Below are 22,800 nucleotides of genomic sequence, written 5' to 3'. Positions count from 1 at the left end.
ACAAGTGGCATGTTAAAAAATCGCAAGCTATCGAAAGCGATTCAACAACAAACATTCCACGAGTTCAAGCGGCAAATGACGTACAAATGTGCATGGCATGGGATCGAGTTGATCGTCGTAGATCGCTTTTATCCGTCAAGCAAAATGTGTAGCCGTTGCGGTCATGTAAAAGAGAAGCTTTCTTTATCCGAACGGACGTATCGCTGTGAAGCTTGCGGGATAGAAATGGATCGCGACCTCAACGCAAGCATCAACTTGAAAAACTATGCCAAGTAAAGCACAACATGTACCCATACGTTAGTGGGGAAGTGAAGCCTTCGGAGCGTCAAAGAAACGAGAGTAGCTTTTCGCGAAATCGGGCGCGATGAACAAGGAAGGAAACATAGACTTTTATAAGTTTCTTATAAAGTCTTGTAAGTTTTCTGTAACGGAATGAAGCATGGAAGGGAAAGTAGCGATTGTGACCGGGGCGTCACGTGGTATTGGGCGTGAAATTGCTTTACATTTAGCACGTCTTGGTGCAAAAGTAGCGGTCAATTATGCAGGAAGTGAAGCGAAAGCAAATGAAGTTGTCGCTCAAATTGTTGAGCATGGTGGCGAAGCGTTTGCTGTACAAGCGGACGTCGCAAATAACGAGGCAGTCGAACGCATGGTGAAAGAAGTGCTTGAGCGCTGGGGTCGCGTTGATATTTTAGTGAACAACGCAGGCATTACGCGCGACAACTTGCTTATGCGCATGAAAGAAGAAGAATGGGATGCGGTCATCAATACGAACTTAAAAGGCGTCTTTTTATGTACAAAAGCCGTCACACGCCCAATGATGAAACAGCGATACGGTCGAATTGTGAACGTAGCGTCCATTGTCGGTGTAAGCGGCAACCCAGGGCAAGCAAACTATGTCGCAGCGAAAGCAGGTGTGATCGGACTGACGAAAACAGCAGCAAAAGAACTCGCGAGTCGAAACATTACCGTCAATGCCGTTGCGCCTGGATTTATTACGACAGATATGACTGATCAACTAAGCGAAGATGTGCGCCAAGCGATGTTGCAGCAAATCCCCCTCGCTCGTTTCGGTAACCCAGAAGATATTGCACATGTCGTCGCGTTTCTCGTCTCAGATGGGGCAAGCTATATAACAGGACAAACAATTCACGTCGACGGCGGTATGGTGATGTAAAAATTCGTTTTATTTTCTGATATAATTCATTATAATAGCTTGAGGGGAGGTGAATAAAATGGCAGACGTATTAGAGCGTGTAACGAAAATTATCGTTGATCGCCTTGGTGTTGAGGAGTCACAAGTGACGCTCGAGTCTTCATTCAAAGAAGATTTAGGAGCAGACTCACTTGATGTTGTTGAACTTGTTATGGAATTAGAAGATGAGTTTGATATGGAAATTTCAGATGAAGAGGCGGAAAAAATCGTTACTGTAGGCGATGCAGTTAACTACATAAAGAGCCGTCTATCATAATAAGCAAAGTCCCGTTTTGTAAGCGGGGCTTTCTATGCTTTTTACGTTTATAGTTGGGGGTTCATATGCATGTCAAAGCAACGACCGTACGTGAAATTTAAACAATTTCAAGAACAAATAGGTATTTTTTTTCGTAATGAAAAACTACTCATTCAAGCATTTACCCATTCATCATATGTGAATGAGCATCGCAAGCGGCTGCATGAAGACAATGAGCGTCTTGAATTTTTAGGGGATGCTGTCTTAGAATTGACCGTTTCACAATATTTATTTGAACAGTTTCCACAAATGAGCGAAGGGGAATTAACAAAAATGCGGGCAGCGATCGTCTGTGAACCGTCGCTTGTTACGTTTGCCCATGCATTGTCGTTTGGCGATCTCGTGTTGCTCGGTAAAGGGGAAGAACTAACGGGTGGTCGCATGCGTCCGTCGTTGTTAGCCGACGTATTTGAAGCTTTTATCGGAGCGCTTTATTTAGATCAAGGTATGGAGACGGTCGTGCAATTTTTAGGGAAAACGATTTTCCCAAAAATCCGCGAAGGTGCTTTTTCTCATGTGATGGATTACAAAAGTCAACTACAAGAATTTGTACAACGTGATGGAAGTGGAGTATTAGAATATAAAATTTTACAAGAACGAGGTCCTGCTCATAATAAAGAGTTCGTATCGCGCGTATCGTTAAATGGCGAGGAGCTCGGTGTTGGAGTTGGACGCTCGAAAAAAGAGGCAGAGCAGCGCGCCGCGCAAATGGCATTAGCTAAGCTAAAACAATTACAACAAGGCTGATCCGGTGCGAAAGGACAGCCTTGCTTGTTGTGACATCTTTTAGATAAAGGGGGATATATGTTGTTCCTCAAACGTTTAGAAGCTATCGGATTTAAATCTTTTGCGGATCGTATTTCCATCGATTTTGTTCCGGGGATGACGGCGATCGTCGGTCCGAACGGAAGTGGAAAAAGCAACATTACAGACGCGATTCGTTGGGTGCTTGGTGAACAGTCCGCCAAGTCGCTTCGCGGCGCAAAAATGGAAGACGTCATTTTTTCGGGAAGCGAATCACGCAAGCCGTTAAACGTGGCGGAAGTGACATTAACGCTCGATAATAGCGATCAATTTTTGCCGCTCGAATACGAAGAAGTAAGTATAACAAGACGCGTCTATCGTTCAGGCGATAGCGAATTTTTTATTAATAACCAGCCTTGCCGTTTAAAAGATATTGTCGATTTATTTATGGATTCTGGCGTTGGTCGTGAAGCTTTCTCCATCATTAGTCAAGGAAAAGTAGAAGAAATTTTAAGCAGTAAAGCGGAAGATCGCCGCATGATTTTTGAAGATGCAGCGGGCGTCTTAAAATATAAAACAAGGAAAAAAAAGGCAGAGCAAAAACTAAACGAAACAGAAGATCATTTGCAGCGTGTGCAAGATATTTTACACGAACTAAACCAGCAGCTCGAGCCGTTGAAACAACAAGCGTCAATCGCCAAGGAATATCTTGAGAAAAAAGAGCAGCTACAAACATATGAAGTCGGCTTAATTGTTTATGAAATCGAGCAGCTACATGAAAAATGGGAAGCGTTGAAAAAACAACTCGCTTTACATCAACAAAACGAAATGGAATTAGCGACGACGTTACAAAAAGAAGAAGCGCACATCGCTCAGTTGCGTCATGAACTGACAGCGCTTGATGAGTCGATAGATGGCTTACAGCAAGTATTGTTGCTTGTTAGCGAAGAGCTTGAGAAAATGGAAGGGAAAAAACAATTATTAAAAGAGCGAAAAAGCAATGCCTATAAGCAACAACAGCAAATGGAGCAAACGATGGAGCAACTTGCTGAGCGAAAACGTGCACTTGAAGCGACAATTGCTGAAAAAAAGAAAGTGCTGCAACAGCTTCAAACAGATGTGCAAACGCTTCAAGCGCAATTAAAAGAACAAAACAACGTCCTTTCTGCTTACGGTCCAAAAGCGGAGGAAGAAATTGAACGGCTAAAAAGCGAATACATTGATCTCGTTCACGAACAAGCGACGTTAAAAAATGAGCGCATGCACATTGAGTCCCAGTTGCAAAAAAATGAAGAAAGACAACAGCAGCTCATCACTACAAACAACGAACATATTCAAGCATACGAACAGATCGTTGAACAATGGGAACAAAAACAAAAACTCATCCATGAGTTGCAAGAACGCATCGCTAAACAAGAGCAAACGCTTCAAACAAAAGAAGAACAATTGACCGCACGAAAAGAACAATATCGAAAAAAAGAAACGACGTTATATGAAGCGTATCAATATGTACAAAAAGTAAAATCAAAAAAAGAAATGTTAGAGGCGATGCAACAAGAGTATGCTGGATTTTTCCAAGGGGTAAAAGAAGTATTAAAAGCAAAGGATCGGTTAAACGGCATTCATGGAGCGGTTGTTGAGTTGATGACGGTGCCATCTGAGCTTGAAACAGCGATCGAAGTGGCGCTCGGGGGAGCGGCGCAACATATCGTCGTAAAAAACGAACAAAGCGCACGTGAAGCCATTCAATTTTTAAAGCAAAATAAGTATGGACGAGCGACGTTTTTGCCGCTCGACGTTATTCAGCGAAAACTATTTCCTCCATCCATTCAGGAAAACATTGCCAAACACCCCGCTTACGTTGGCATTGCTTCCGAATTAATTTCGTATGAAGCAACGTACGAAAACATTATGACAAACATTCTTGGAACAGTCATTGTTACACGTGATTTAAAAGGGGCAAATGAGCTTGCTCGCCAATTGCAATACCGCTATCGTCTCGTCACGCTAGAAGGGGATGTTGTGAATCCAGGCGGGGCGATGACGGGAGGAACGGTAAATAAACAGACAAGCTCATTATTTAGTCGTGCGCGTGAGCTTGAAGAAGTGACAGCACATTGGCGCGATGTCGAGCAAAAAACGATCGAGCTTGAACAGCTTGTGCAACGAGAAAAAGAAGCCATTGCACAAGCTGAGCAAGAGCGAACAGCGCTTTATACTGAGCTAGAAGCAAGCCGTATGGAGCTACAAGAAGAAAAAAGCGCATGGATGGAACTAAATCTTCGTAAAAAACATATGGACGAACGACTCGCTGTATATCGCTATGAAAGACAGACGCTCGAAGAAGAAAAGAAACAATTGACTGCTCGACTTCACGATATTATGCATTCGCTCCATACACTTGAGAAACATATTGCTTCTATCGATGAACAAGTGAAACAATGGACAGAAAAAAAACAGTTAGAGCAGCAATCGAAAGAGCAAATGCAAGAAAAGTTGACCGCATTGAAAGTCGCGCTCGCTGAAAAGCAAGAACACGTCAGAAATGAAGAGCAACATGTGCATCGACTAACGGAAGAATGGGAGGAAGTGAAGCGAACACTTACGCACATCGAAAAAGAACGCAATGAACTTGTACGCCATACGAACGAACAAACGGAAGATGAACAACAGCTCGAGCGAATATGCGAAGAAAAAACGAAACAAAAAGAGGAAACGATTGAACTTATTGCTAGCCGACGTGAACAGCGGCTACATTATCAAACAAAGCTTGAGCAACTCGAAAAAGAAATAAAAGAATTGAAACGACAACATAAACAACTCACAGATACGCTAAAAGACGAGGAAGTGAAGCTTGCTCGCTTCGATATGGAGCTTGACCACTTACTAAACCGCCTTCGTGAAGAATACAAACTGTCATTCGAAGCGGCGAAAGAAGCGTTCCCGCTCCATATCCCTGCTCAAGAGGCGCGGAAAAAAGTGAAGCTCATCCAGCTCGCTATTGATGAACTTGGAACGGTCAATCTCGGTGCGATTGAAGAATATGAACGTGTCTCTGAACGCCACCGCTTTTTAACTGAACAAAAAGAAGACTTACAACAGGCAAAAGATACGTTATATCAAGTGATTGATGAAATGGACGATGAAATGAAACGAAGATTTGCGACAACGTTTGAGCAAATTCGGACGCAATTTGCACGCGTGTTCGTTGAATTGTTTGGAGGAGGAAAGGCCGATTTACAGTTGACTGATCCGAACGATTTACTCCATACGGGTGTCGACATTGTCGCACAGCCACCGGGAAAAAAACTGCAACATTTAAGTTTATTATCAGGCGGGGAGCGAGCATTGACGGCGATTGCGCTTTTGTTCGCCATTTTAAATGTTCGACCTGTTCCGTTTTGCGTGCTTGATGAAGTAGAAGCAGCACTTGATGAGGCGAACGTACAACGATATGCGAAATATTTAAAGAAGTTTAGCGACGATACACAATTTATCGTCATTACCCATCGAAAAGGAACGATGGAAGAAGCAGATGTACTATATGGAGTAACGATGCAACAATCAGGTGTATCGAAGCTCGTTTCTGTTCGACTAGAAGAAGTAGCTGAAAAGAAAGGATGAGAAACGGTGAGCTTTTTTAAAAAATTAAAAGAAAAAATCGCAAAACAAGCGGATACAGTAACGGAAAAGTTTAAACGTGGTTTAGAAAAAACGCGCGACTCTTTCGCAGGAAAAGTGAACGATCTAATCGCGCGTTATCGAAAAGTAGATGAAGAGTTTTTTGAGGAGCTAGAAGAAATTTTAATCGCCTCAGACGTTGGTGTTGCAACGGTCATGGATTTTATCGATGAGTTAAAAATGGAAGTGAAACGTCGCAACATTCAAGACCCGAAAGAAATGTATAGCGTCATTTCCGAAAAATTGATTGATATTTACGAAGCAAGCGGCGATGAAACGACAGAACTAAACATTCAACCAAACGGCTTGACGGTCATTTTATTTGTCGGTGTCAACGGCGTTGGAAAAACGACGACGATCGGGAAACTCGCATATAAATTAAAAAGCGAAGGAAAAAAAGTGATGCTTGCCGCTGGCGATACGTTCCGTGCGGGCGCGATTGAACAACTTGAAGTATGGGGCGAGCGCGTTGGTGTGGAAGTCATTAAACAGTCTGCTGGCTCTGATCCAGCGGCGGTGATGTACGATGCGATTCAAGCAGCAAAATCGCGCAACGTTGACATTTTGTTGTGTGATACAGCTGGCCGCTTACAAAATAAAGTGAATTTAATGAAAGAGCTTGAAAAAGTGAAACGTGTCATTGAACGCGAAGTGCCGGGCGCACCGCACGAAGTATTGCTCGTGCTAGATGCAACGACAGGGCAAAATGCGATGAGCCAAGCAAAAACATTTAAAGAAGCGACGAACGTCACCGGCATTGTGCTTACGAAACTGGATGGAACAGCAAAAGGTGGCATCGTATTAGCGATCCGCCATGAGTTAAACATTCCGGTGAAATTTGTCGGTTTAGGAGAGAAAATAGACGATTTAGAGCCGTTTAACGCCGAACAATTCGTGTATGGGTTATTTTCATCGTTTATGGAACGAGAAGAGGCGCAAGGAGAATAACTTGACAGTATCAGCTAAAACATATACACTAAATTCATGTAAAGGCGTTTCACTTAACAGGGGGGAGTTTCATGCTAGAAAAAACAACGAGAATGAACTATTTATACGACTTTTACCAATCGTTGTTGACGCCGAAGCAACGAAACTATATGTCCCTTTATTATTTAGACGATTACTCCCTCGGTGAAATTGCCGAAGAGTACGAAGTGAGTCGTCAAGCTGTATACGATAACATTAAACGGACGGAAGCGATGCTAGAAGATTATGAGCAAAAGCTATTGCTCTTTCAAAAGTTTCAACAACGTCACAAACTATTGCACCGATTAAAAACGCATATAGCTGAACGCTATCCGAACGATGAGGAGCTGATGAGGCTCGTTATGGAGTTGGAGAAATTAGAGTAGGGGGCGGTAACGATGGCATTTGAAGGATTGGCCGACCGTCTGCAACATGTCATGAATAAAATTCGTGGCAAAGGCAAAGTCACGGAAGCCGATGTAAAAGAAATGATGCGTGAAGTGCGGCTCGCGCTATTAGAAGCGGACGTCAATTTTAAAGTCGTCAAAGACTTCGTGAAAAAAGTAAGCGAACGAGCTGTCGGGCAAGAAGTAATGAAAAGTTTGACCCCGGGGCAGCAAGTCATTAAAGTTGTGAAAGAAGAATTGACGGAGCTGATGGGGGGAGAAAACAGTAAAATTGCCGTAGCGAGCCGTCCGCCAACGGTTGTCATGATGGTCGGTTTGCAAGGGGCAGGAAAAACGACGACAACGGGAAAATTAGCGAATTTATTACGTAAAAAACATAATCGTAAACCGTTGCTTGTCGCAGCTGACATTTATCGCCCAGCAGCGATTAAACAGCTTGAGACGTTAGGGAAGCAGTTGAACATCCCTGTGTTTTCGCTCGGCGATCAAGTGAGTCCGGTGGAAATTGCGAAACAAGCGATCGCAAAGGCAAAAGAAGAGCATTATGATTACGTATTAATCGATACGGCCGGACGCTTGCACATTGATGAAGCGCTCATGGACGAACTAAAGCAAATTAAAGAAGTGACGAAACCCGATGAAATTTTTCTCGTTGTCGATGCGATGACAGGACAAGATGCGGTCAACGTCGCGCAAAGCTTTAACGAACAACTTGGACTGACGGGCGTCATTTTGACGAAGCTTGATGGTGATACGCGAGGCGGGGCAGCCTTATCGATTAAAGCGGTCACAAATACGCCAATTAAGTTTGTCGGTATGGGCGAAAAGCTCGATGCGCTTGAGCCATTTCATCCGGAGCGGATGGCGTCGCGCATTTTAGGTATGGGGGACGTGTTGACGCTCATTGAAAAAGCGCAGGCCGCTGTCGATGAAGAAAAGGCAAAAGAGCTCGAACAAAAAATGCGCACCGCATCATTTACACTTGACGACTTTTTAGAACAGCTTGGGCAAGTGCGCAAACTCGGTCCGCTCGATGAACTTTTAAAAATGTTGCCGGGCGCTAACAAAGTGAAAGGTTTAAACAACTTACAAATTGACGAAAAGCAAATTAGCCGCGTCGAAGCGATTATTCGTTCGATGACAAAAGAAGAAAAAATGAACCCAGACATCATTAACTCTAGTCGCAAAAAGCGAATTGCAAAAGGGAGCGGAACGACGGTTCAAGACGTCAACCGCTTGCTGAAACAGTTTGACGAAATGAAAAAAATGATGAAAATGATGACAACCATGCCAAAGGGGAAAAAGAAAGGGTTCCGTTTCCCGTTCATGTAAACAAAATAACAGTGTTAAGAAAAAACACTTTACAAACAAAACGTTTATTGCTAATATACTATCTTGTGTGAAATATTTTCGGAGGTGCTATAATCATGGCAGTAAAAATTCGTTTAAAACGTATGGGTGCAAAAAAATCACCATTTTATCGTATCGTTGTTGCAGACTCTCGTTCTCCACGTGACGGTCGTTTCATCGAAACAATCGGCACATACAATCCGTTAACAGAGCCTGCAGAAATTAAAATTAATGAAGAGCTTGCATTAAAATGGTTGCAAAACGGCGCAAAACCATCTGACACAGTGCGCAACTTGCTTTCAAAACAAGGAATTTTAGAAAAATTCCACAACTTAAAGTACGGAAAGTAATATATGAAAACGTTGCTTGAGACGATTGTTCGGTCACTTGTCGATCATCCGGAATGCGTCGTCATTCGCGAAACGGAACAACAACAATCGATCACATATGCGATCGCGCTTCATCACGAAGACGTTGGGAAAGTGATCGGAAAAAACGGGCGAATGATTCAAGCCATTCGCACCGTTGTTCAAGCAGCCAATGAGTCAAAGAAGCGAATAGACGTACGCATCGAAGAGTAAGGGAGAGGGAAGACACCTCCCCTTTTTTCGTTCAGAAAGGCGGTGCGCCATGAAAATCATTCAAACGGTTGAAGTAAGACAGCGATTGACAGAAAAAAGTAAACAACAGCTCATGCAACAATTTACCGCGCAAAAACAGCAGCTTGAACAACAATGTGAGCAGCTCATCTTTGAACAAAAACGAATGGAAAAACAAACATCGTTTTCACAAAAACAAATTAAAGAAAAATTTGGACGAGAAATGCAAATTCGCCGCCAAAAAATAGCGGAACTTGATTTCCTTCTTGAACAGTTGCGCATATTACCGATAGGAAGCGAAATTAAAGAAAGAGAAGTCGAGGCGATTATCGACGTCCACATTGGTGCGCGTTGGTCGCCTCCGAAAACGATTGTCATTGAAGACGGAATCGTTGTGGATATACGCGAGGGGTGATCGTTGTGAAATGGTTTCATGTCGGAAAAATTGTCAATACGCACGGTATTCGCGGTGAAGTGCGCGTCATTTCACGCACAGATTTTGCAGAAGAGCGGTATAAAATCGGGAATGTATTATATATTTTTATGGAAAATAAGCCACCGGTTGAAGTCAAAGTGGCGAGTCATCGAGTTCATAAGTCGTTCGATTTATTAACGTTCGAAGGATACGATAACATCAACTTAGTCGAACCATTTAAAGGGGCGATTATTAAAATACCAGAAACGCAATTGCAACCGCTTAACGAAGGAGAATATTATTTTCACGAAATTATCGGTTGTACAGTTGTGACCGAAGATGGTGAACCGATTGGCGAAATAAAAGAAATTTTAACGCCAGGTGCAAATGACGTATGGGTCGTCAAACGAAAAAAACGCGGAGATGTGTTAATCCCTTACATTGATGATGTCGTCAAACAAGTCGATGTTGAAAACAAAACGATTACGATTCATGTGATGGAAGGATTGCTTGACGAATGAAAATCGATGTGCTCACCTTATTTCCAAATATGTTTACTGGCGTGTTGAACGAGTCGATTTTAAAACGTGCGCAAGAAAAAGGTGCTGTTACATTTCAGCTCGTCAATTTTCGCGAATTTGCCGATAATAAACATCAGACGGTAGACGACTACCCTTACGGCGGTGGGGCTGGCATGGTATTGAAGCCGCAACCGATTTTTGATGCGGTTGATCATTTAACGAAGCAAAGCGAGCATCGTCCGCGCGTGATTTTGCTTTGTCCTCAAGGTGAACGATATACGCAAAAAAAAGCGGAGGAACTCGCTAAAGAACGACACATCATTTTCATTTGCGGACATTACGAAGGATATGACGAACGCATTCGTGAACATCTCGTGACGGACGAAATTTCCATTGGCGATTACGTCTTAACGGGCGGAGAACTGGCAGCGATGGTCGTCATTGATAGCGTCGTTCGTTTGCTTCCTGGCGTGCTCGGCAACGAGCATTCCTCTATGCTTGATTCTTATAGCTCTGGTTTGCTCGAACACCCACATTATACGCGCCCAGCCGATTTTCGTGGCATGAAAGTACCAGATGTCCTTCTCTCAGGTAATCACCGTTTAATTGAAGAGTGGCGTCAAAAAGAATCGTTGCGCCGCACATGGTTGCGCCGGCCAGATTTGCTCGAAACGTATGAGTTAACGGAACAACAAAAAAAATGGATCGAACAATGGAAAAAAAACGAACGGTAACTATTGCATCCGTTACATCTTTATGATAGTATAAACGTTGTGACTTATGTCGCACGTAAAACGATGTTCCGCTGCTATGAACGATACACATAAGCATGAGCATCTGTTGGAAGGAGATGAAGATGATGCATCATTTAATTCAAGAAATTACAAAAGAACAACTACGTAACGATCTTCCAGAATTTCGCCCTGGTGACACGGTGCGCGTTCACGTGAAAGTTGTTGAAGGAAACCGTGAACGTATCCAAGTATTCGAGGGCGTTGTTATCAAGCGCCGTGGTGGTGGAATTAGCGAAACATTTACAGTTCGTAAAGTATCTTACGGTGTAGGTGTTGAGCGTACATTCCCATTACACACGCCGAAGATTGCTAAATTAGAAGTTGTTCGTCGCGGTAAAGTTCGTCGTGCGAAATTGTACTACTTGCGTCAACTCCGCGGTAAAGCAGCACGCATCAAAGAAATCATCTAACACAAAAGAAATGATTGCAAGGAGCTTGATCATCAAGCTCCTTTTTCAACATTCATCATATAGGTGGGAGAAGGATGGAAAAACAAAAGAATGAATGGTTTGAATGGTTAAAAGCGATTTTCATTGCGGTGGCATTAGCAGGAGGTATTCGCTATTTCATTTTCGCCCCAATCATCGTTGAAGGGGAGTCGATGATGCCGACGTTACATAATCAAGACCGAATGATCGTCAATAAAATCGCCTATAAAATTGGCGAGCCAGAACGGTTTGATATTATTGTGTTTCATGCCGAAGAAGGAAAAGATTATATTAAGCGCGTCATTGGATTGCCAGGCGACCGGATTGAATATAAAAATGATACGTTATACGTCAACGGGAAGCCTTACAAAGAACCTTACTTAGATGACGAGAAAAAACAACTGTTTGATGGCCCATTAACAGAGTCGTTTACACTTGAAGAGTTGTGGGGAAGAAAAACCGTTCCTGAAGGTCATTTATTCGTACTCGGAGATAATCGCAGATACAGCAAAGATAGCCGCCATATCGGATTTATTCCGATGGAAAAAGTTGTAGGGAAAACGTCGGTCGTTTATTGGCCTCTTTCTGATGCGCGCATTGTTGAATAACATAACTAAAGTAGGTGGCAACGATGACGATTCAATGGTTCCCCGGCCATATGGCAAAAGCGAAACGGGAAGTGACAGAAAAATTAAAACTTATCGATATCGTATTTGAGCTAGTAGATGCCCGCATTCCTATTTCATCGCGCAATCCGTTAATTGATGAAATTGTGGCGAATAAACCGCGCATCATATTGTTAAACAAAGCGGATATGGCTGATCCCGATGTGACAAAACAATGGATCGACTTTTTCGCTGCACAGCAAATTGACGCCATTGCGATCGATTCGCAAAGCGGAACAGGCGTCAAGCAAATGGTAGCGGTCGCAAAAGAGAAGTTGCGCCCAAAATTTGAAAAAATGATAGCGAAGGGAATTAAACGTCCTCGGGCGATGCGTGCGCTTATTGTCGGCATTCCAAACGTCGGAAAATCAACGCTCATTAACCGACTCGCAGGAAAACATATTGCCAAAACAGGCGATACACCGGGAGTGACAAAAGCGCAACAATGGATTAAAGTCGGCAAAGAGCTCGAGCTACTTGATACGCCCGGAATTTTATGGCCGAAGTTTGAAGATGAAGAAGTCGGATACAAACTTGCAACGACGGGAGCGATTAAAGATACCATTTTAAACTTACAAGACGTTGCTGTGTATGCGTTACGTTTTTTATCTACTCATTATCCCGATCGTTTAAAAGAACGATATGCGCTTGCGGACATTCCAGAAGACATCGTCCAATTGTTTGATGACATCGGAAAAAAACGAGGATGTTTAGCCGCTGGTGGTGTCGTCGACTACGATAAAGTTGCTGAGCTTGTGTTGCGCGATATTCGTACAGAAAAATTAGGCCGACTCAGTTTTGACCGTCTGTAAGGTTCGCATAAGCGAGCCTTTATTTTTTTGTTTATTTGTCGATAAAAGAGGTAAGGGGTGATGACGGTGAATATACAAGAAATAAAAAAAAGACTACAAACGATTCACGATGAAACAGATGAATGGTTTCAACAACTTTTGCATGATGAACGAAAAGGCGTCCAGCGTCTCATTCAACAATGGTATAAGCAAAAAGAAGAAGAAAAACGGGAACGCGAACGTTTTTTGCATATGTTGCAATATGAACAGGCGCTATACGACAAAGGAATCCGCTACATCGCGGGGGTAGATGAAGTAGGACGAGGGCCGCTAGCTGGTCCGGTTGTTGCCGCAGCAGTGATTTTACCAAAAGATGTGTATCTCCCTCATGTAGACGATTCAAAAAAACTATCGGAAATGAAGCGAGAGCAGTTGTTTTCTATCATTCAACAAACGGCGCTTGCGATCGGTATTGGCATCGTTAGCGCACGCGAAATTGATGAGCTAAACATTTACGAAGCGACGAAAAAAGCGATGATGCAAGCTGTCCACGCGCTTGCGATCGCTCCCGAGCATTTGCTCATTGATGCGATGCACATTCCACTATCTATTCCACAAACATCGATCATTAAAGGGGATGCGCATAGCGTCTCCATTGCAGCAAGTTCCATTATCGCGAAAGTGACGCGCGATCGCATGATGAAACAGTTAGGTGAGAAATATCCACAATACGGATTTGAAAAGCATATGGGATACGGCACGAAAGAGCATTTGCAAGCGATTGAGCGATATGGAGTCATTGAAGAACATCGTCGTTCGTTTGCGCCGATTCGCGAACGATTAAAGCGAGGAGAATGAGATGAACGTTCAATGGTTGCGTACGTTATTTGATGATGCACAAACGATACGTTTACCGAAAGCACCGACGTTTCACGTTGGTGACATCATTTATGGAAAAATCGAAAAAATAACCGAAGATCGGACAGCGCTCGTTCGGATCGGCAGTCATACGCTGACGGCCGAACTGCAGTCACCCGTTAAAGAAGGTGAAACATATACGTTTCACGTGCAAAAAACATCCCCACTTGAGCTGAAAATATTGCAACATACAGCAAAGCTGACAGATGAAGAAAGCGTCAGCCGTTATTTTCGTTTACCGATGAATGAACAAACGAAGGCGCTCGTTCGTTGGATGATGGATGAATCTTTTACATTTAAAAAACATGACATGTCCCTCATTCGACAATGGTTGCAAACAGGTGGTAAAAAAGAAGCCCAAGCAATCAAATGGCTGTTCATGCACGATTTGCCGCTTCGTGATGATATATTTCGTGCGTTCGTTGCTTTGCAAGATGATCGACCGCTATATGAACAACAACTCACGCTGGCGATGATGATCGATGGCTTTCACCCGAAAGGAACGTTAGCAAAACTTTCTTCTTATTTGCGCCATATGCCGACGCTTTCTTCTTTTTCGCCTGAACATATTCGACAACTGCTTGAAGAGACGATGAAACAACAAGATGAATGGCTCGTTTTATTGCAAACAGCAGCAGAAGAAGCGCCAGGTGAGTTAAAAACGGAGATTATCTCATTACTTGATCGAGTGAAAGCATATCAGTTGTTATCAACAAACAACGATTCGCTCCAACATATATTTACTCAATTTCCGTTATTCATCGGGACGCATGCAACAGATGTGACGATTCAATGGCGCGGAAAACAACGAGAAAACGGAAAAATGGATACAGACTATTGTCGCATTTTATTTTATTTGACGCTTGCGACGTTAAAAGAAACGATTGTAGACGTTCATATTCAACAACGTATCGTTCATATTTCGATCATCAATGACACGCCCGGTGTGGAACTGTATGCATCCGCCCTTGAGCCGCCACTAAAGGAGAAGCTTGCTGAACATGGCTACACGCTTTCTTCTATTTCCGTTAAAACGCCGATGAACAAGCGAAGTGACCGTTTACTTGTTGAACCATTTTCTTATAAAGGAGTCGATTATCGCATATGAAACGAAAGCGCGCCGTTGCTTTATCGTACGACGAACAACATATCGCCCCTGTCGTTGTAGCAAAAGGAGAAGGAGCTGTGGCTGATCGCATCATTGAACGCGCGAAACAATACGACGTCCCCATTTATGAAGATGAAACGCTCGCAACGATGCTCGGTCAATTACAATTAAACGAAACGATTCCAGAAGAACTGTACAAAGTTGTTGCTGAAGTATTTGCATTTATTTATCAAGTCGAAAAAAAGGTGGAGGGGCGATGACAACGATCGCTTCTTTTTCTTTTGTTAAAGAATTTTCTGTCTAAATGGTAGACAACTGACAAAGTATCATTATACAATGAAAGCGCTAGTACTTTTATTTTTATACATAGGAGGATGGGGTATGAATATTCATGAGTATCAAGGAAAAGAGATCCTCAGAAGCTACGGAGTGAGCGTGCCGAACGGCCGTGTGGCGTTCACGGTTGAAGAAGCGGTTGAGGCGGCGAAAGAGCTCGGCAGTAGCGTTTGTGTCGTGAAAGCGCAAATTCATGCCGGCGGTCGCGGAAAAGCAGGGGGAGTAAAAGTCGCAAAAAGTTTAGAAGAAGTTCGTACATATGCGAGTGAGCTGTTAGGGAAAGTGCTTGTCACACATCAAACAGGTCCAGAAGGAAAAGAAGTAAAGCGTCTTTTAATCGAAGAAGGATGCGACATTAAAAAAGAATATTACATCGGGCTTGTTGTTGATCGTGCGACATCCCGCGTTGTTTTAATGGGATCAGAAGAAGGCGGAACAGAAATTGAAGAAGTCGCAGCGAAAACGCCAGAGAAAATTTTTAAAGAGTACATCGACCCAGCTGTCGGCTTACAAGCGTTTCAAGCGCGTCGTATGGCGTTTAACATCAACATTCCAAAAGAGCTCGTCAACCAAGCAGTCAAATTTATGTTAGGGTTATACCAAGTGTTCGTTGAAAAAGATTGTTCGATTGCTGAAATTAACCCGCTTGTCGTGACTGGCGACGGAAAAGTGATGGCGCTTGATGCAAAGCTTAACTTCGATTCGAACGCGCTATATCGTCATAAAGACATTTTAGAATACCGCGATTTAGACGAAGAAGATCCAAAAGAAGTGGAAGCGTCAAAATACGACTTAAACTACATTTCGCTTGACGGAAACATTGGTTGCATGGTAAACGGTGCGGGCTTAGCGATGGCAACAATGGACATTATTAAGTATTATGGCGGCGAGCCAGCAAACTTTTTAGACGTTGGTGGCGGTGCGACGACAGAGAAAGTCACAGAAGCGTTTAAAATCATTTTATCCGACCCGAACGTCAAAGGCATTTTCGTTAACATTTTTGGCGGCATTATGAAATGTGACGTCATCGCAAACGGCATTGTTGAAGCGACGAAGCAAGTCGGTTTAAACCTTCCGCTTGTCGTTCGTTTAGAAGGAACGAACGTCGAATTAGGGAAAAAGATTTTAGAGGAATCCGGACTAAACATTACAGCGGCTGAATCGATGGCGGACGGCGCGCAAAAAATCGTTTCGTTAGTAAGCTAATAGAAGGGATGGGAGAAACGTGAGCGTTTTTGTTAATAAAGATACGAAAGTAATCGTGCAAGGAATTACAGGTTCACAAGGATTGTTCCATACGAAACAAATGATTGAATATGGTACAAACATCGTTGGTGGGGTGACACCAGGAAAAGGCGGTACAGAAGTAGAAGGCGTACCTGTGTTTGATACGGTTTCAGAAGCGGTTGAAAAAACAGGAGCGAACGCTTCAGTCATTTATGTTCCGCCAGCATTTGCGGCAGATGCTATTATGGAAGCAGTTGATGCAGAAATCGACTTAGTTGTTTGTATTACAGAAGGCATCCCTGTATTAGATATGGTCAAAGTGAAGCGCTACATGGAAGGCAAGAAAACGCGCTTAATTGGACCAAACTGCCCAGGCGTTATCACACCAGAAGAATGTAAAATTGGTATTATGCCAGGCTATATTCATAAAAAAGGGCATGTCGGCATCGTTTCGCGCTCTGGTACGTTAACGTATGAAGCGGTTCACCAATTAACACAAGCAGGCATCGGGCAATCGACAGCGGTTGGGATTGGCGGTGACCCAGTCAATGGAACAAACTTCATCGACGTATTAAAGGCGTTTAACGAAGATGAAGACACATATGCGGTCATTATGATCGGAGAAATTGGTGGAACGGCAGAAGAAGAAGCGGCCGAATGGGTAAAAGCGAACATGACAAAACCGGTTGTCGGCTTTATCGGCGGACAAACAGCACCTCCAGGAAAGCGCATGGGACATGCTGGTGCGATCATTTCTGGCGGAAAAGGAACGGCGGAAGAAAAAATTAAAACGATGACAGCATGCGGCATTAAAGTCGCAGAAACGCCAGCAGTGATTGGCGAAACGCTCATCTCTGTATTAAAAGAACGCGGCTTATACGAAAAGTGTAAAACACATTAATAATCGCGAATCGTCCTAAGGCACAAACCTTAGGACGATTTTTATAAATAGGAGGGATATCATGTACGATACAACTCGCGAACGGCTCATCCATTTGCATCATTGTCGTGGCATCGGGTGGAAAAGTATCGCACGCTTGCTTCATGCAGACCCATCGCTAGCCTCCATTTTTCATCTTTCGTCACAACAACTTCAACGACTACTTCCGATCCCCCAAAAACATTTCACTGCTTTTTTCCATGATTTGCATTGTCACAAATTGAAACGTATGATAAAAACATATGAGGAACAAAACATTCATATTGTAACAATAAAAGATGATGGTTATCCGGAGTGGCTGAAACATATATATGATCCACCGTGGGTACTATATGCGAAAGGAAACGTAGCGTTGCTTAAGCGAAAAAAAATAATTAGCGTCGTAGGGACACGGACGCCCACTCGTCAAGGAATCGCAGCGATGCATATCGTCCTTCCGCCCCTCATTCAAAACGGCTGGATCGTTGTGAGCGGACTAGCAAAAGGTATTGATGCTGAAGCACATCGTTTATGTTTACGGCATCATGGTGAAACAATTGCGGTCATTGCGGGCGGATTGCATTACATATACCCACCTGAAAATGAATCATTATTTCGACAATTAGTGACAACGCAATTAATTATTTCAGAATATCCACCATTCGTTCGCCCACAGACGTGGCATTTTCCGATGCGCAATCGCATCATTAGCGGTTTGTCGCTCGGTACGCTTGTTGTACAAGCAAAAGAGCGAAGCGGCTCGCTCATCACCGCTCATTTTGCGCTCCAGCAAGGAAGAGAAGTGTTTGCGATTCCCGGTGACATCACAACAAAAGAGGCGCTCGGGACTAATCGGTTGATTCAACAAGGAGCAAAATTAATATTGTCAAGTGAAGATATTGAGGAGGAATTTCGACATCTTTTTACATGAATGAAAGAGAAAATCGAAAAATGATGTTTGACAAATGAACGAATCATCATTAATAATAATGAGGATTTTACTTTACGAATTACCTCTTGAGGGAGGGCAAAATAATGTCAGACTACTTAGTCATTGTAGAGTCGCCAGCCAAGGCGAAAACGATTGAAAGATATTTAGGAAAAAAGTATAAAGTAAAAGCATCAATGGGCCACGTGCGCGATTTGCCAAAAAGTCAAATGGGCGTTGACATACAAAATGATTATGAACCGAAGTATATTACGATTCGCGGAAAAGGTTCGGTTATTAAAGAATTGAAAACAGCGGCGAAAAAAGCAAAAAAAGTATTTCTTGCAGCTGACCCGGATCGCGAAGGGGAAGCGATTGCTTGGCATTTAGCACATGTACTTGACTTAAATACGGATTCACCATGTCGCGTCGTATTTAACGAAATTACGAAAGATGCGATTAAACAGTCATTTGAACAGCCGCGCACCATTAATATGCATTTAGTTCATGCACAACAAGCGCGTCGTGTACTCGATCGTCTTGTCGGCTACAACATTAGCCCATTGCTTTGGAAAAAAGTAAAAAAAGGGTTAAGCGCAGGACGCGTGCAGTCTGTTGCCCTTCGCCTAATTATTGATCGCGAAAAAGAAATTCAATCGTTTCAACCTGAAGAATATTGGACGATTCAAGGCACGTTCATGAAGGGAAACGACACATTTGAAGCGCAATTTTATCGTTTGGGCAGCGAATCATTTGATTTAAAGACGGAGCAAGACGTACAACATGTATTAAATCATATTCAAGGCAATGAATTTTTCGTTACAGCGGTAACGAAAAAAGAGCGAAAACGCAATCCTGTTGCCCCGTTTATTACATCGTCATTGCAACAAGAGGCGGCGCGAAAATTAAATTTCCGTACGAGAAAGACGATGATGGTTGCTCAGCAACTATATGAGGGGATTGACCTTGGAAGCGAAGGAACGGTCGGTTTAATTACATATATGCGTACAGACTCCACGCGCGTATCAGAAAGCGCTCAACAAGAGGCGATACAGTATATTGAACAGACATTCGGTACATCATATGTAGCGACAGAAAAAAGAAAAGAAAAACAAAAAGCGAATGCGCAAGACGCACACGAAGCGATTCGGCCAACGTCCGTCTGGCGTCATCCTAGCGCGATTAAGCCGCATGTCACACGCGATCAATATCAGCTATACAAACTCATTTGGGAGCGCTTTATCGCAAGCCAAATGGCGCCAGCTGTGCTCGATACGGTAGCAATCGAGCTATCAAACGGCTCGGTCGTCTTTCGTGCGACTGGTTCTACAGTCAAGTTTCCAGGTTTTATGAAAGTGTATGTGGAAGGAACGGACGATCCGAAAGATGAGCAACAACGACTATTGCCAGACTTTGTTGAAGGAGAGCGCGTATTTAGTAAAGATATCGAAGGAAAACAGCATTTCACGCAGCCTCCACCGCGCTATACGGAAGCCCGCCTTGTGAAAACGCTAGAAGAGCTCGGCATCGGTCGCCCATCGACATATGCACCAACGCTTGATACGATTCAAAAACGGAATTACGTAACGCTTGAAAATAAGCGATTTGTCCCGACCGAACTTGGGGAAATTGTACTTGATTTAATGATGCAGTTTTTCCCGGAAATTTTAGACGTCGAATTTACAGCAAAAATGGAAAAAAGCTTAGACGATATTGAAGAAGGAAAAGTCGAATGGGTGCGCATCATCGATGAATTTTATCGCGAGTTTGAAAAACGGTTAAAAATTGCGGAAGTTGAAATGGAAAAAGTTGAAATAGCCGATGAATCAGCAGATGTCGATTGCGAAGTATGTGGAAGCCCGATGGTGTACAAAATGGGACGCTTCGGAAAGTTTATCGCCTGCTCAAACTTCCCACAATGTCGCAATACAAAAGCGATCGTTAAAGACATCGGTGTGAAATGTCCGCGTTGCCATGAAGGGAACATTGTGGAACGAAAAAGCAAAAAGAAACGAATGTTTTACGGCTGCGATCGTTTTCCGACGTGCGACTTTGTTTCATGGGATAAACCGATCAGTCGTCCGTGTCCGAAATGCGGTGGCATGCTTGTCGAGAAAAAAGGGAAAAAGAGCGTGCACATTCAATGCACGCAATGCGAATATAACGAACAACAGTAAGGTGAGGCGCATACCCTCACCCATTTTATCGAGGAGGGAATATGAATGGAAGTAACAGTAATTGGAGCAGGATTAGCAGGAAGCGAAGCCGCATGGCAACTTGCCAAACGTGGCATTCGTGTCAAATTGTATGAAATGCGTCCGGTGAAACAAACTCCTGCGCATCATACCGACAAATTTGCTGAACTCGTATGCAGTAACTCGTTGCGTGCGAATACATTAACGAATGCAGTTGGCGTGTTAAAAGAAGAAATGCGCCGATTAGACTCTGTCATTATGAAAGCAGCGGACTCTTGTTCCGTGCCAGCTGGTGGAGCTTTAGCTGTTGACCGTCATGAATTTGCTGCCAAAGTAACAGAAATGGTTACGAATCATCCGAATGTGACTGTTGTGCGTGAGGAAGTGACGTCGATTCCAACCGGTCCGACGATTATAGCAACCGGTCCGTTAACATCGCAACCGCTTTCGGAACAGCTTCAAGCGTTAACAGGAGAAGCATATTTATATTTTTACGATGCCGCTGCACCGATTGTTGAGAAAGAAAGCATTGATATGGAAAAAGTATATATAAAGTCTCGCTATGACAAAGGGGAAGCAGCATATATTAACTGCCCGATGACAGAAGAGGAGTTTGAACGATTTTATGATGCGCTCATTTCTGCTGAAACGGTGCCTTTAAAAGAGTTTGAAAAAGAAATTTATTTTGAAGGATGTATGCCCATTGAAGTGATGGCGCGACGTGGAAAAAAGACGTTGTTGTTTGGACCAATGAAACCAGTCGGTTTAGAAGATCCACGTACAGGCAAACGTCCTTTTGCCGTCGTCCAGCTTCGTCAAGATGATGCCGCTGGAACGTTGTACAATATTGTCGGTTTCCAAACGCATTTAAAATGGGGGGCACAAAAAGAAGTCATTCGCCTCATTCCAGGGCTTGAACAAGCTGAAATTGTGCGATATGGCGTGATGCATCGCAATACGTTTATTAATTCGCCGAAATTATTAAAACCGACGTATCAATATAAAGAAAGAGAAGATTTATTTTTCGCAGGACAAATGACCGGTGTTGAAGGATATGTTGAGTCGGCAGCATCAGGACTTGTGGCGGGGATTAATGCCGCGCATTATGTGCTCGGAAAAGAGCTTGTTGTGTTTCCGCAAGAAACGGCAATCGGCAGCATGGCTCATTATATTACATCAGCGAATCCGAAACATTTTCAACCGATGAATGCAAACTTTGGCCTTTTCGCTCCGCTTGATGAGACGATTAAAGACAAAAAGATAAAAAATGAACGGTATGCACAACGGGCATTAGAAACGATTCAGAATTTTTTAAAAAAGTTGTAAAATTCATTGCAAGAGCTACTAAATTGTGCTACTATTTAGTAGCTCTTATGGGGTGATCGAATGGGAAATGTGAATTTTACGTTAAATTTGTTCATTGAATATTTACAAATAGAAAAAAATTATTCAGAATATACAATTGCGTGTTATAAGCATGATATTGGCGAATTTTTCGAATTTATGGAGCGTGAACAAATTAAACAATTGCAACAAGTATCTTATAGTGACGTCCGTTTATTTTTAACCGAGCTTCATCAACGAAAGCAGTCAAGTCGTTCGATTGCCCGAAAAATGTCAAGCTTGCGTAGCTTTTATAAATTTTTATTGCGAGAAAAAATCGTGTCCGAAAATCCGTTTGCGCTTGCATCGCTGCCGAAAAAAGAGCAGAAAATTCCACACTTTTTGTACCCAGACGAATTAGAACAGCTGTTTGTTGTCAATGATTTGAATACGGCGATCGGTCAACGAAATCAGGCGATGATCGAACTGTTGTATGCAACAGGTATTCGCGTAAGTGAATGTTGTAACATTCGCTTATCGCATATTGATTTTTCCGTATGTACCATTTTAATTTCCGGCAAAGGAAACAAACAGCGCTATGTTCCGTTTGGTACGTATGCGAAAGAAGCACTTGAACGATATATACAAGACGGACGTCAGCAGCTAGCAAGCAAAGCGAAGACACCGACGGATGCACTTTTTTTAAATGCGCGTGGAGGTGCATTGACGCCAAGAGGAGTGCGTCACATTTTAAATGACATCGTCGAACGAGCGGCACTTTCTTTGAAAGTAAGCCCCCATACGTTTCGCCATACGTTTGCGACACACTTGTTGAATGAAGGGGCTGATTTACGTTCGGTGCAGGAATTGTTAGGTCATGCACATCTTTCATCAACGCAAGTGTATACACATGTAACGAAAGATCATTTGCGCTACGTTTATTTACATTCCCATCCGCGGGCATAAAAAGGAGG

General features: G+C 43.1%; 25 protein-coding genes. All 25 read left to right on the top strand.

The window, feature by feature from the left end:
* The coding region (locus tag LD028_RS06055) for an RNA-guided endonuclease InsQ/TnpB family protein (protein WP_237811273.1) at nucleotides 1–276 on the top strand (276 nt) is incomplete at its 5' end.
* A 163-nt stretch (nucleotides 277–439) separates the two neighbouring features.
* Nucleotides 440–1,177 (top strand): 3-oxoacyl-[acyl-carrier-protein] reductase, encoded by a 738-nt coding sequence (fabG, locus tag LD028_RS06050; RefSeq protein ID WP_064220609.1) that lies wholly within the window; start codon nucleotides 440–442, stop codon nucleotides 1,175–1,177.
* A 58-nt stretch (nucleotides 1,178–1,235) separates the two neighbouring features.
* Nucleotides 1,236–1,472, top strand: a complete 237-nt coding sequence (acpP, locus tag LD028_RS06045; RefSeq protein ID WP_003394967.1) for an acyl carrier protein — start codon at nucleotides 1,236–1,238, stop codon at nucleotides 1,470–1,472.
* 69 nt (nucleotides 1,473–1,541) lie between these two features.
* Entirely contained in the window at nucleotides 1,542–2,258 is a 717-nt protein-coding gene (rnc, locus tag LD028_RS06040; protein ID WP_006323103.1) for a ribonuclease III, read from the top strand.
* 60 nt (nucleotides 2,259–2,318) lie between these two features.
* Complete coding sequence (gene smc / locus LD028_RS06035) at nucleotides 2,319–5,879, top strand: chromosome segregation protein SMC (RefSeq protein WP_237811272.1); 3,561 nt, start codon at nucleotides 2,319–2,321, stop codon at nucleotides 5,877–5,879.
* A 6-nt stretch (nucleotides 5,880–5,885) separates the two neighbouring features.
* Nucleotides 5,886–6,884 (top strand): signal recognition particle-docking protein FtsY, encoded by a 999-nt coding sequence (gene ftsY, locus LD028_RS06030; RefSeq protein WP_237811271.1) that lies wholly within the window; start codon nucleotides 5,886–5,888, stop codon nucleotides 6,882–6,884.
* 71 nt (nucleotides 6,885–6,955) lie between these two features.
* Nucleotides 6,956–7,288, top strand: coding sequence for a putative DNA-binding protein (locus tag LD028_RS06025; protein WP_004891101.1), 333 nt, complete (start codon nucleotides 6,956–6,958; stop codon nucleotides 7,286–7,288).
* A 12-nt stretch (nucleotides 7,289–7,300) separates the two neighbouring features.
* Complete coding sequence (gene ffh / locus LD028_RS06020) at nucleotides 7,301–8,641, top strand: signal recognition particle protein (protein ID WP_077429210.1); 1,341 nt, start codon at nucleotides 7,301–7,303, stop codon at nucleotides 8,639–8,641.
* A 95-nt stretch (nucleotides 8,642–8,736) separates the two neighbouring features.
* Complete coding sequence (gene rpsP, locus LD028_RS06015; protein ID WP_004891099.1) at nucleotides 8,737–9,009, top strand: 30S ribosomal protein S16; 273 nt, start codon at nucleotides 8,737–8,739, stop codon at nucleotides 9,007–9,009.
* 3 nt (nucleotides 9,010–9,012) lie between these two features.
* Entirely contained in the window at nucleotides 9,013–9,240 is a 228-nt protein-coding gene (locus tag LD028_RS06010; protein WP_004891098.1) for a KH domain-containing protein, read from the top strand.
* Nucleotides 9,241–9,289: 49 nt separating this feature from the next.
* Entirely contained in the window at nucleotides 9,290–9,673 is a 384-nt protein-coding gene (locus tag LD028_RS06005; RefSeq protein WP_006323016.1) for a YlqD family protein, read from the top strand.
* Complete coding sequence (rimM, locus tag LD028_RS06000; protein ID WP_309240397.1) at nucleotides 9,673–10,194, top strand: ribosome maturation factor RimM; 522 nt, start codon at nucleotides 9,673–9,675, stop codon at nucleotides 10,192–10,194. Before LD028_RS06005 ends, rimM begins: the two co-directional genes overlap by 1 nt.
* Complete coding sequence (gene trmD, locus LD028_RS05995; RefSeq protein WP_077429208.1) at nucleotides 10,191–10,928, top strand: tRNA (guanosine(37)-N1)-methyltransferase TrmD; 738 nt, start codon at nucleotides 10,191–10,193, stop codon at nucleotides 10,926–10,928. The genes rimM and trmD overlap by 4 nt, the downstream gene beginning before the upstream one ends.
* A gap of 125 nt (nucleotides 10,929–11,053) precedes the next feature.
* Nucleotides 11,054–11,398 (top strand): 50S ribosomal protein L19, encoded by a 345-nt coding sequence (rplS, locus tag LD028_RS05990; RefSeq protein ID WP_003394943.1) that lies wholly within the window; start codon nucleotides 11,054–11,056, stop codon nucleotides 11,396–11,398.
* Between the two features lie 74 nt (nucleotides 11,399–11,472).
* The gene (gene lepB / locus LD028_RS05985) at nucleotides 11,473–12,024 is read left to right on the top strand and encodes a signal peptidase I (protein WP_006323021.1); all 552 of its coding nucleotides are present in this window, start codon (nucleotides 11,473–11,475) and stop codon (nucleotides 12,022–12,024) included.
* 14 nt (nucleotides 12,025–12,038) lie between these two features.
* Entirely contained in the window at nucleotides 12,039–12,893 is an 855-nt protein-coding gene (ylqF, locus tag LD028_RS05980) for a ribosome biogenesis GTPase YlqF (protein WP_006323022.1), read from the top strand.
* Nucleotides 12,894–12,950: 57 nt separating this feature from the next.
* Nucleotides 12,951–13,730 carry a ribonuclease HII gene (locus LD028_RS05975; protein ID WP_237811269.1) on the top strand — a complete coding sequence of 260 codons (780 nt, stop codon included), beginning with the start codon at nucleotides 12,951–12,953 and terminating at the stop codon, nucleotides 13,728–13,730.
* A 1-nt stretch (nucleotide 13,731) separates the two neighbouring features.
* Entirely contained in the window at nucleotides 13,732–14,898 is a 1,167-nt protein-coding gene (locus LD028_RS05970) for a hypothetical protein (RefSeq protein ID WP_237811268.1), read from the top strand.
* The gene (locus LD028_RS05965) at nucleotides 14,895–15,158 is read left to right on the top strand and encodes an EscU/YscU/HrcU family type III secretion system export apparatus switch protein (RefSeq protein WP_006323029.1); all 264 of its coding nucleotides are present in this window, start codon (nucleotides 14,895–14,897) and stop codon (nucleotides 15,156–15,158) included. Before LD028_RS05970 ends, LD028_RS05965 begins: the two co-directional genes overlap by 4 nt.
* 121 nt (nucleotides 15,159–15,279) lie before the next feature.
* A complete protein-coding gene (sucC, locus tag LD028_RS05960; RefSeq protein ID WP_035020927.1) occupies nucleotides 15,280–16,440 on the top strand; it encodes an ADP-forming succinate--CoA ligase subunit beta in 1,161 nt (386 codons plus the stop codon).
* A 19-nt stretch (nucleotides 16,441–16,459) separates the two neighbouring features.
* Nucleotides 16,460–17,362 (top strand): succinate--CoA ligase subunit alpha, encoded by a 903-nt coding sequence (gene sucD / locus LD028_RS05955; RefSeq protein WP_012575319.1) that lies wholly within the window; start codon nucleotides 16,460–16,462, stop codon nucleotides 17,360–17,362.
* 61 nt (nucleotides 17,363–17,423) lie between these two features.
* Nucleotides 17,424–18,311, top strand: a complete 888-nt coding sequence (gene dprA / locus LD028_RS05950) for a DNA-processing protein DprA (RefSeq protein WP_077429204.1) — start codon at nucleotides 17,424–17,426, stop codon at nucleotides 18,309–18,311.
* Between the two features lie 104 nt (nucleotides 18,312–18,415).
* Nucleotides 18,416–20,485, top strand: a complete 2,070-nt coding sequence (gene topA / locus LD028_RS05945) for a type I DNA topoisomerase (RefSeq protein WP_237811267.1) — start codon at nucleotides 18,416–18,418, stop codon at nucleotides 20,483–20,485.
* Nucleotides 20,486–20,530: 45 nt separating this feature from the next.
* The gene (trmFO, locus tag LD028_RS05940; RefSeq protein ID WP_237811266.1) at nucleotides 20,531–21,829 is read left to right on the top strand and encodes an FADH(2)-oxidizing methylenetetrahydrofolate--tRNA-(uracil(54)-C(5))-methyltransferase TrmFO; all 1,299 of its coding nucleotides are present in this window, start codon (nucleotides 20,531–20,533) and stop codon (nucleotides 21,827–21,829) included.
* Nucleotides 21,830–21,889: 60 nt separating this feature from the next.
* Nucleotides 21,890–22,792: a tyrosine recombinase XerC gene (gene xerC / locus LD028_RS05935; RefSeq protein ID WP_237811265.1), complete on the top strand. Its 903-nt coding sequence runs from the start codon at nucleotides 21,890–21,892 to the stop codon at nucleotides 22,790–22,792.
* Nucleotides 22,793–22,800: the final 8 nt, after the last annotated feature.

The organism is Anoxybacillus sp. LAT27 (assembly GCF_022030075.1).
Lineage (GTDB): Bacteria > Bacillota > Bacilli > Bacillales > Anoxybacillaceae > Anoxybacillus > Anoxybacillus kestanbolensis.
Note: the sequence above shows the minus strand (reverse complement) of the source record. Positions and strands in the feature narration are given on the sequence as shown.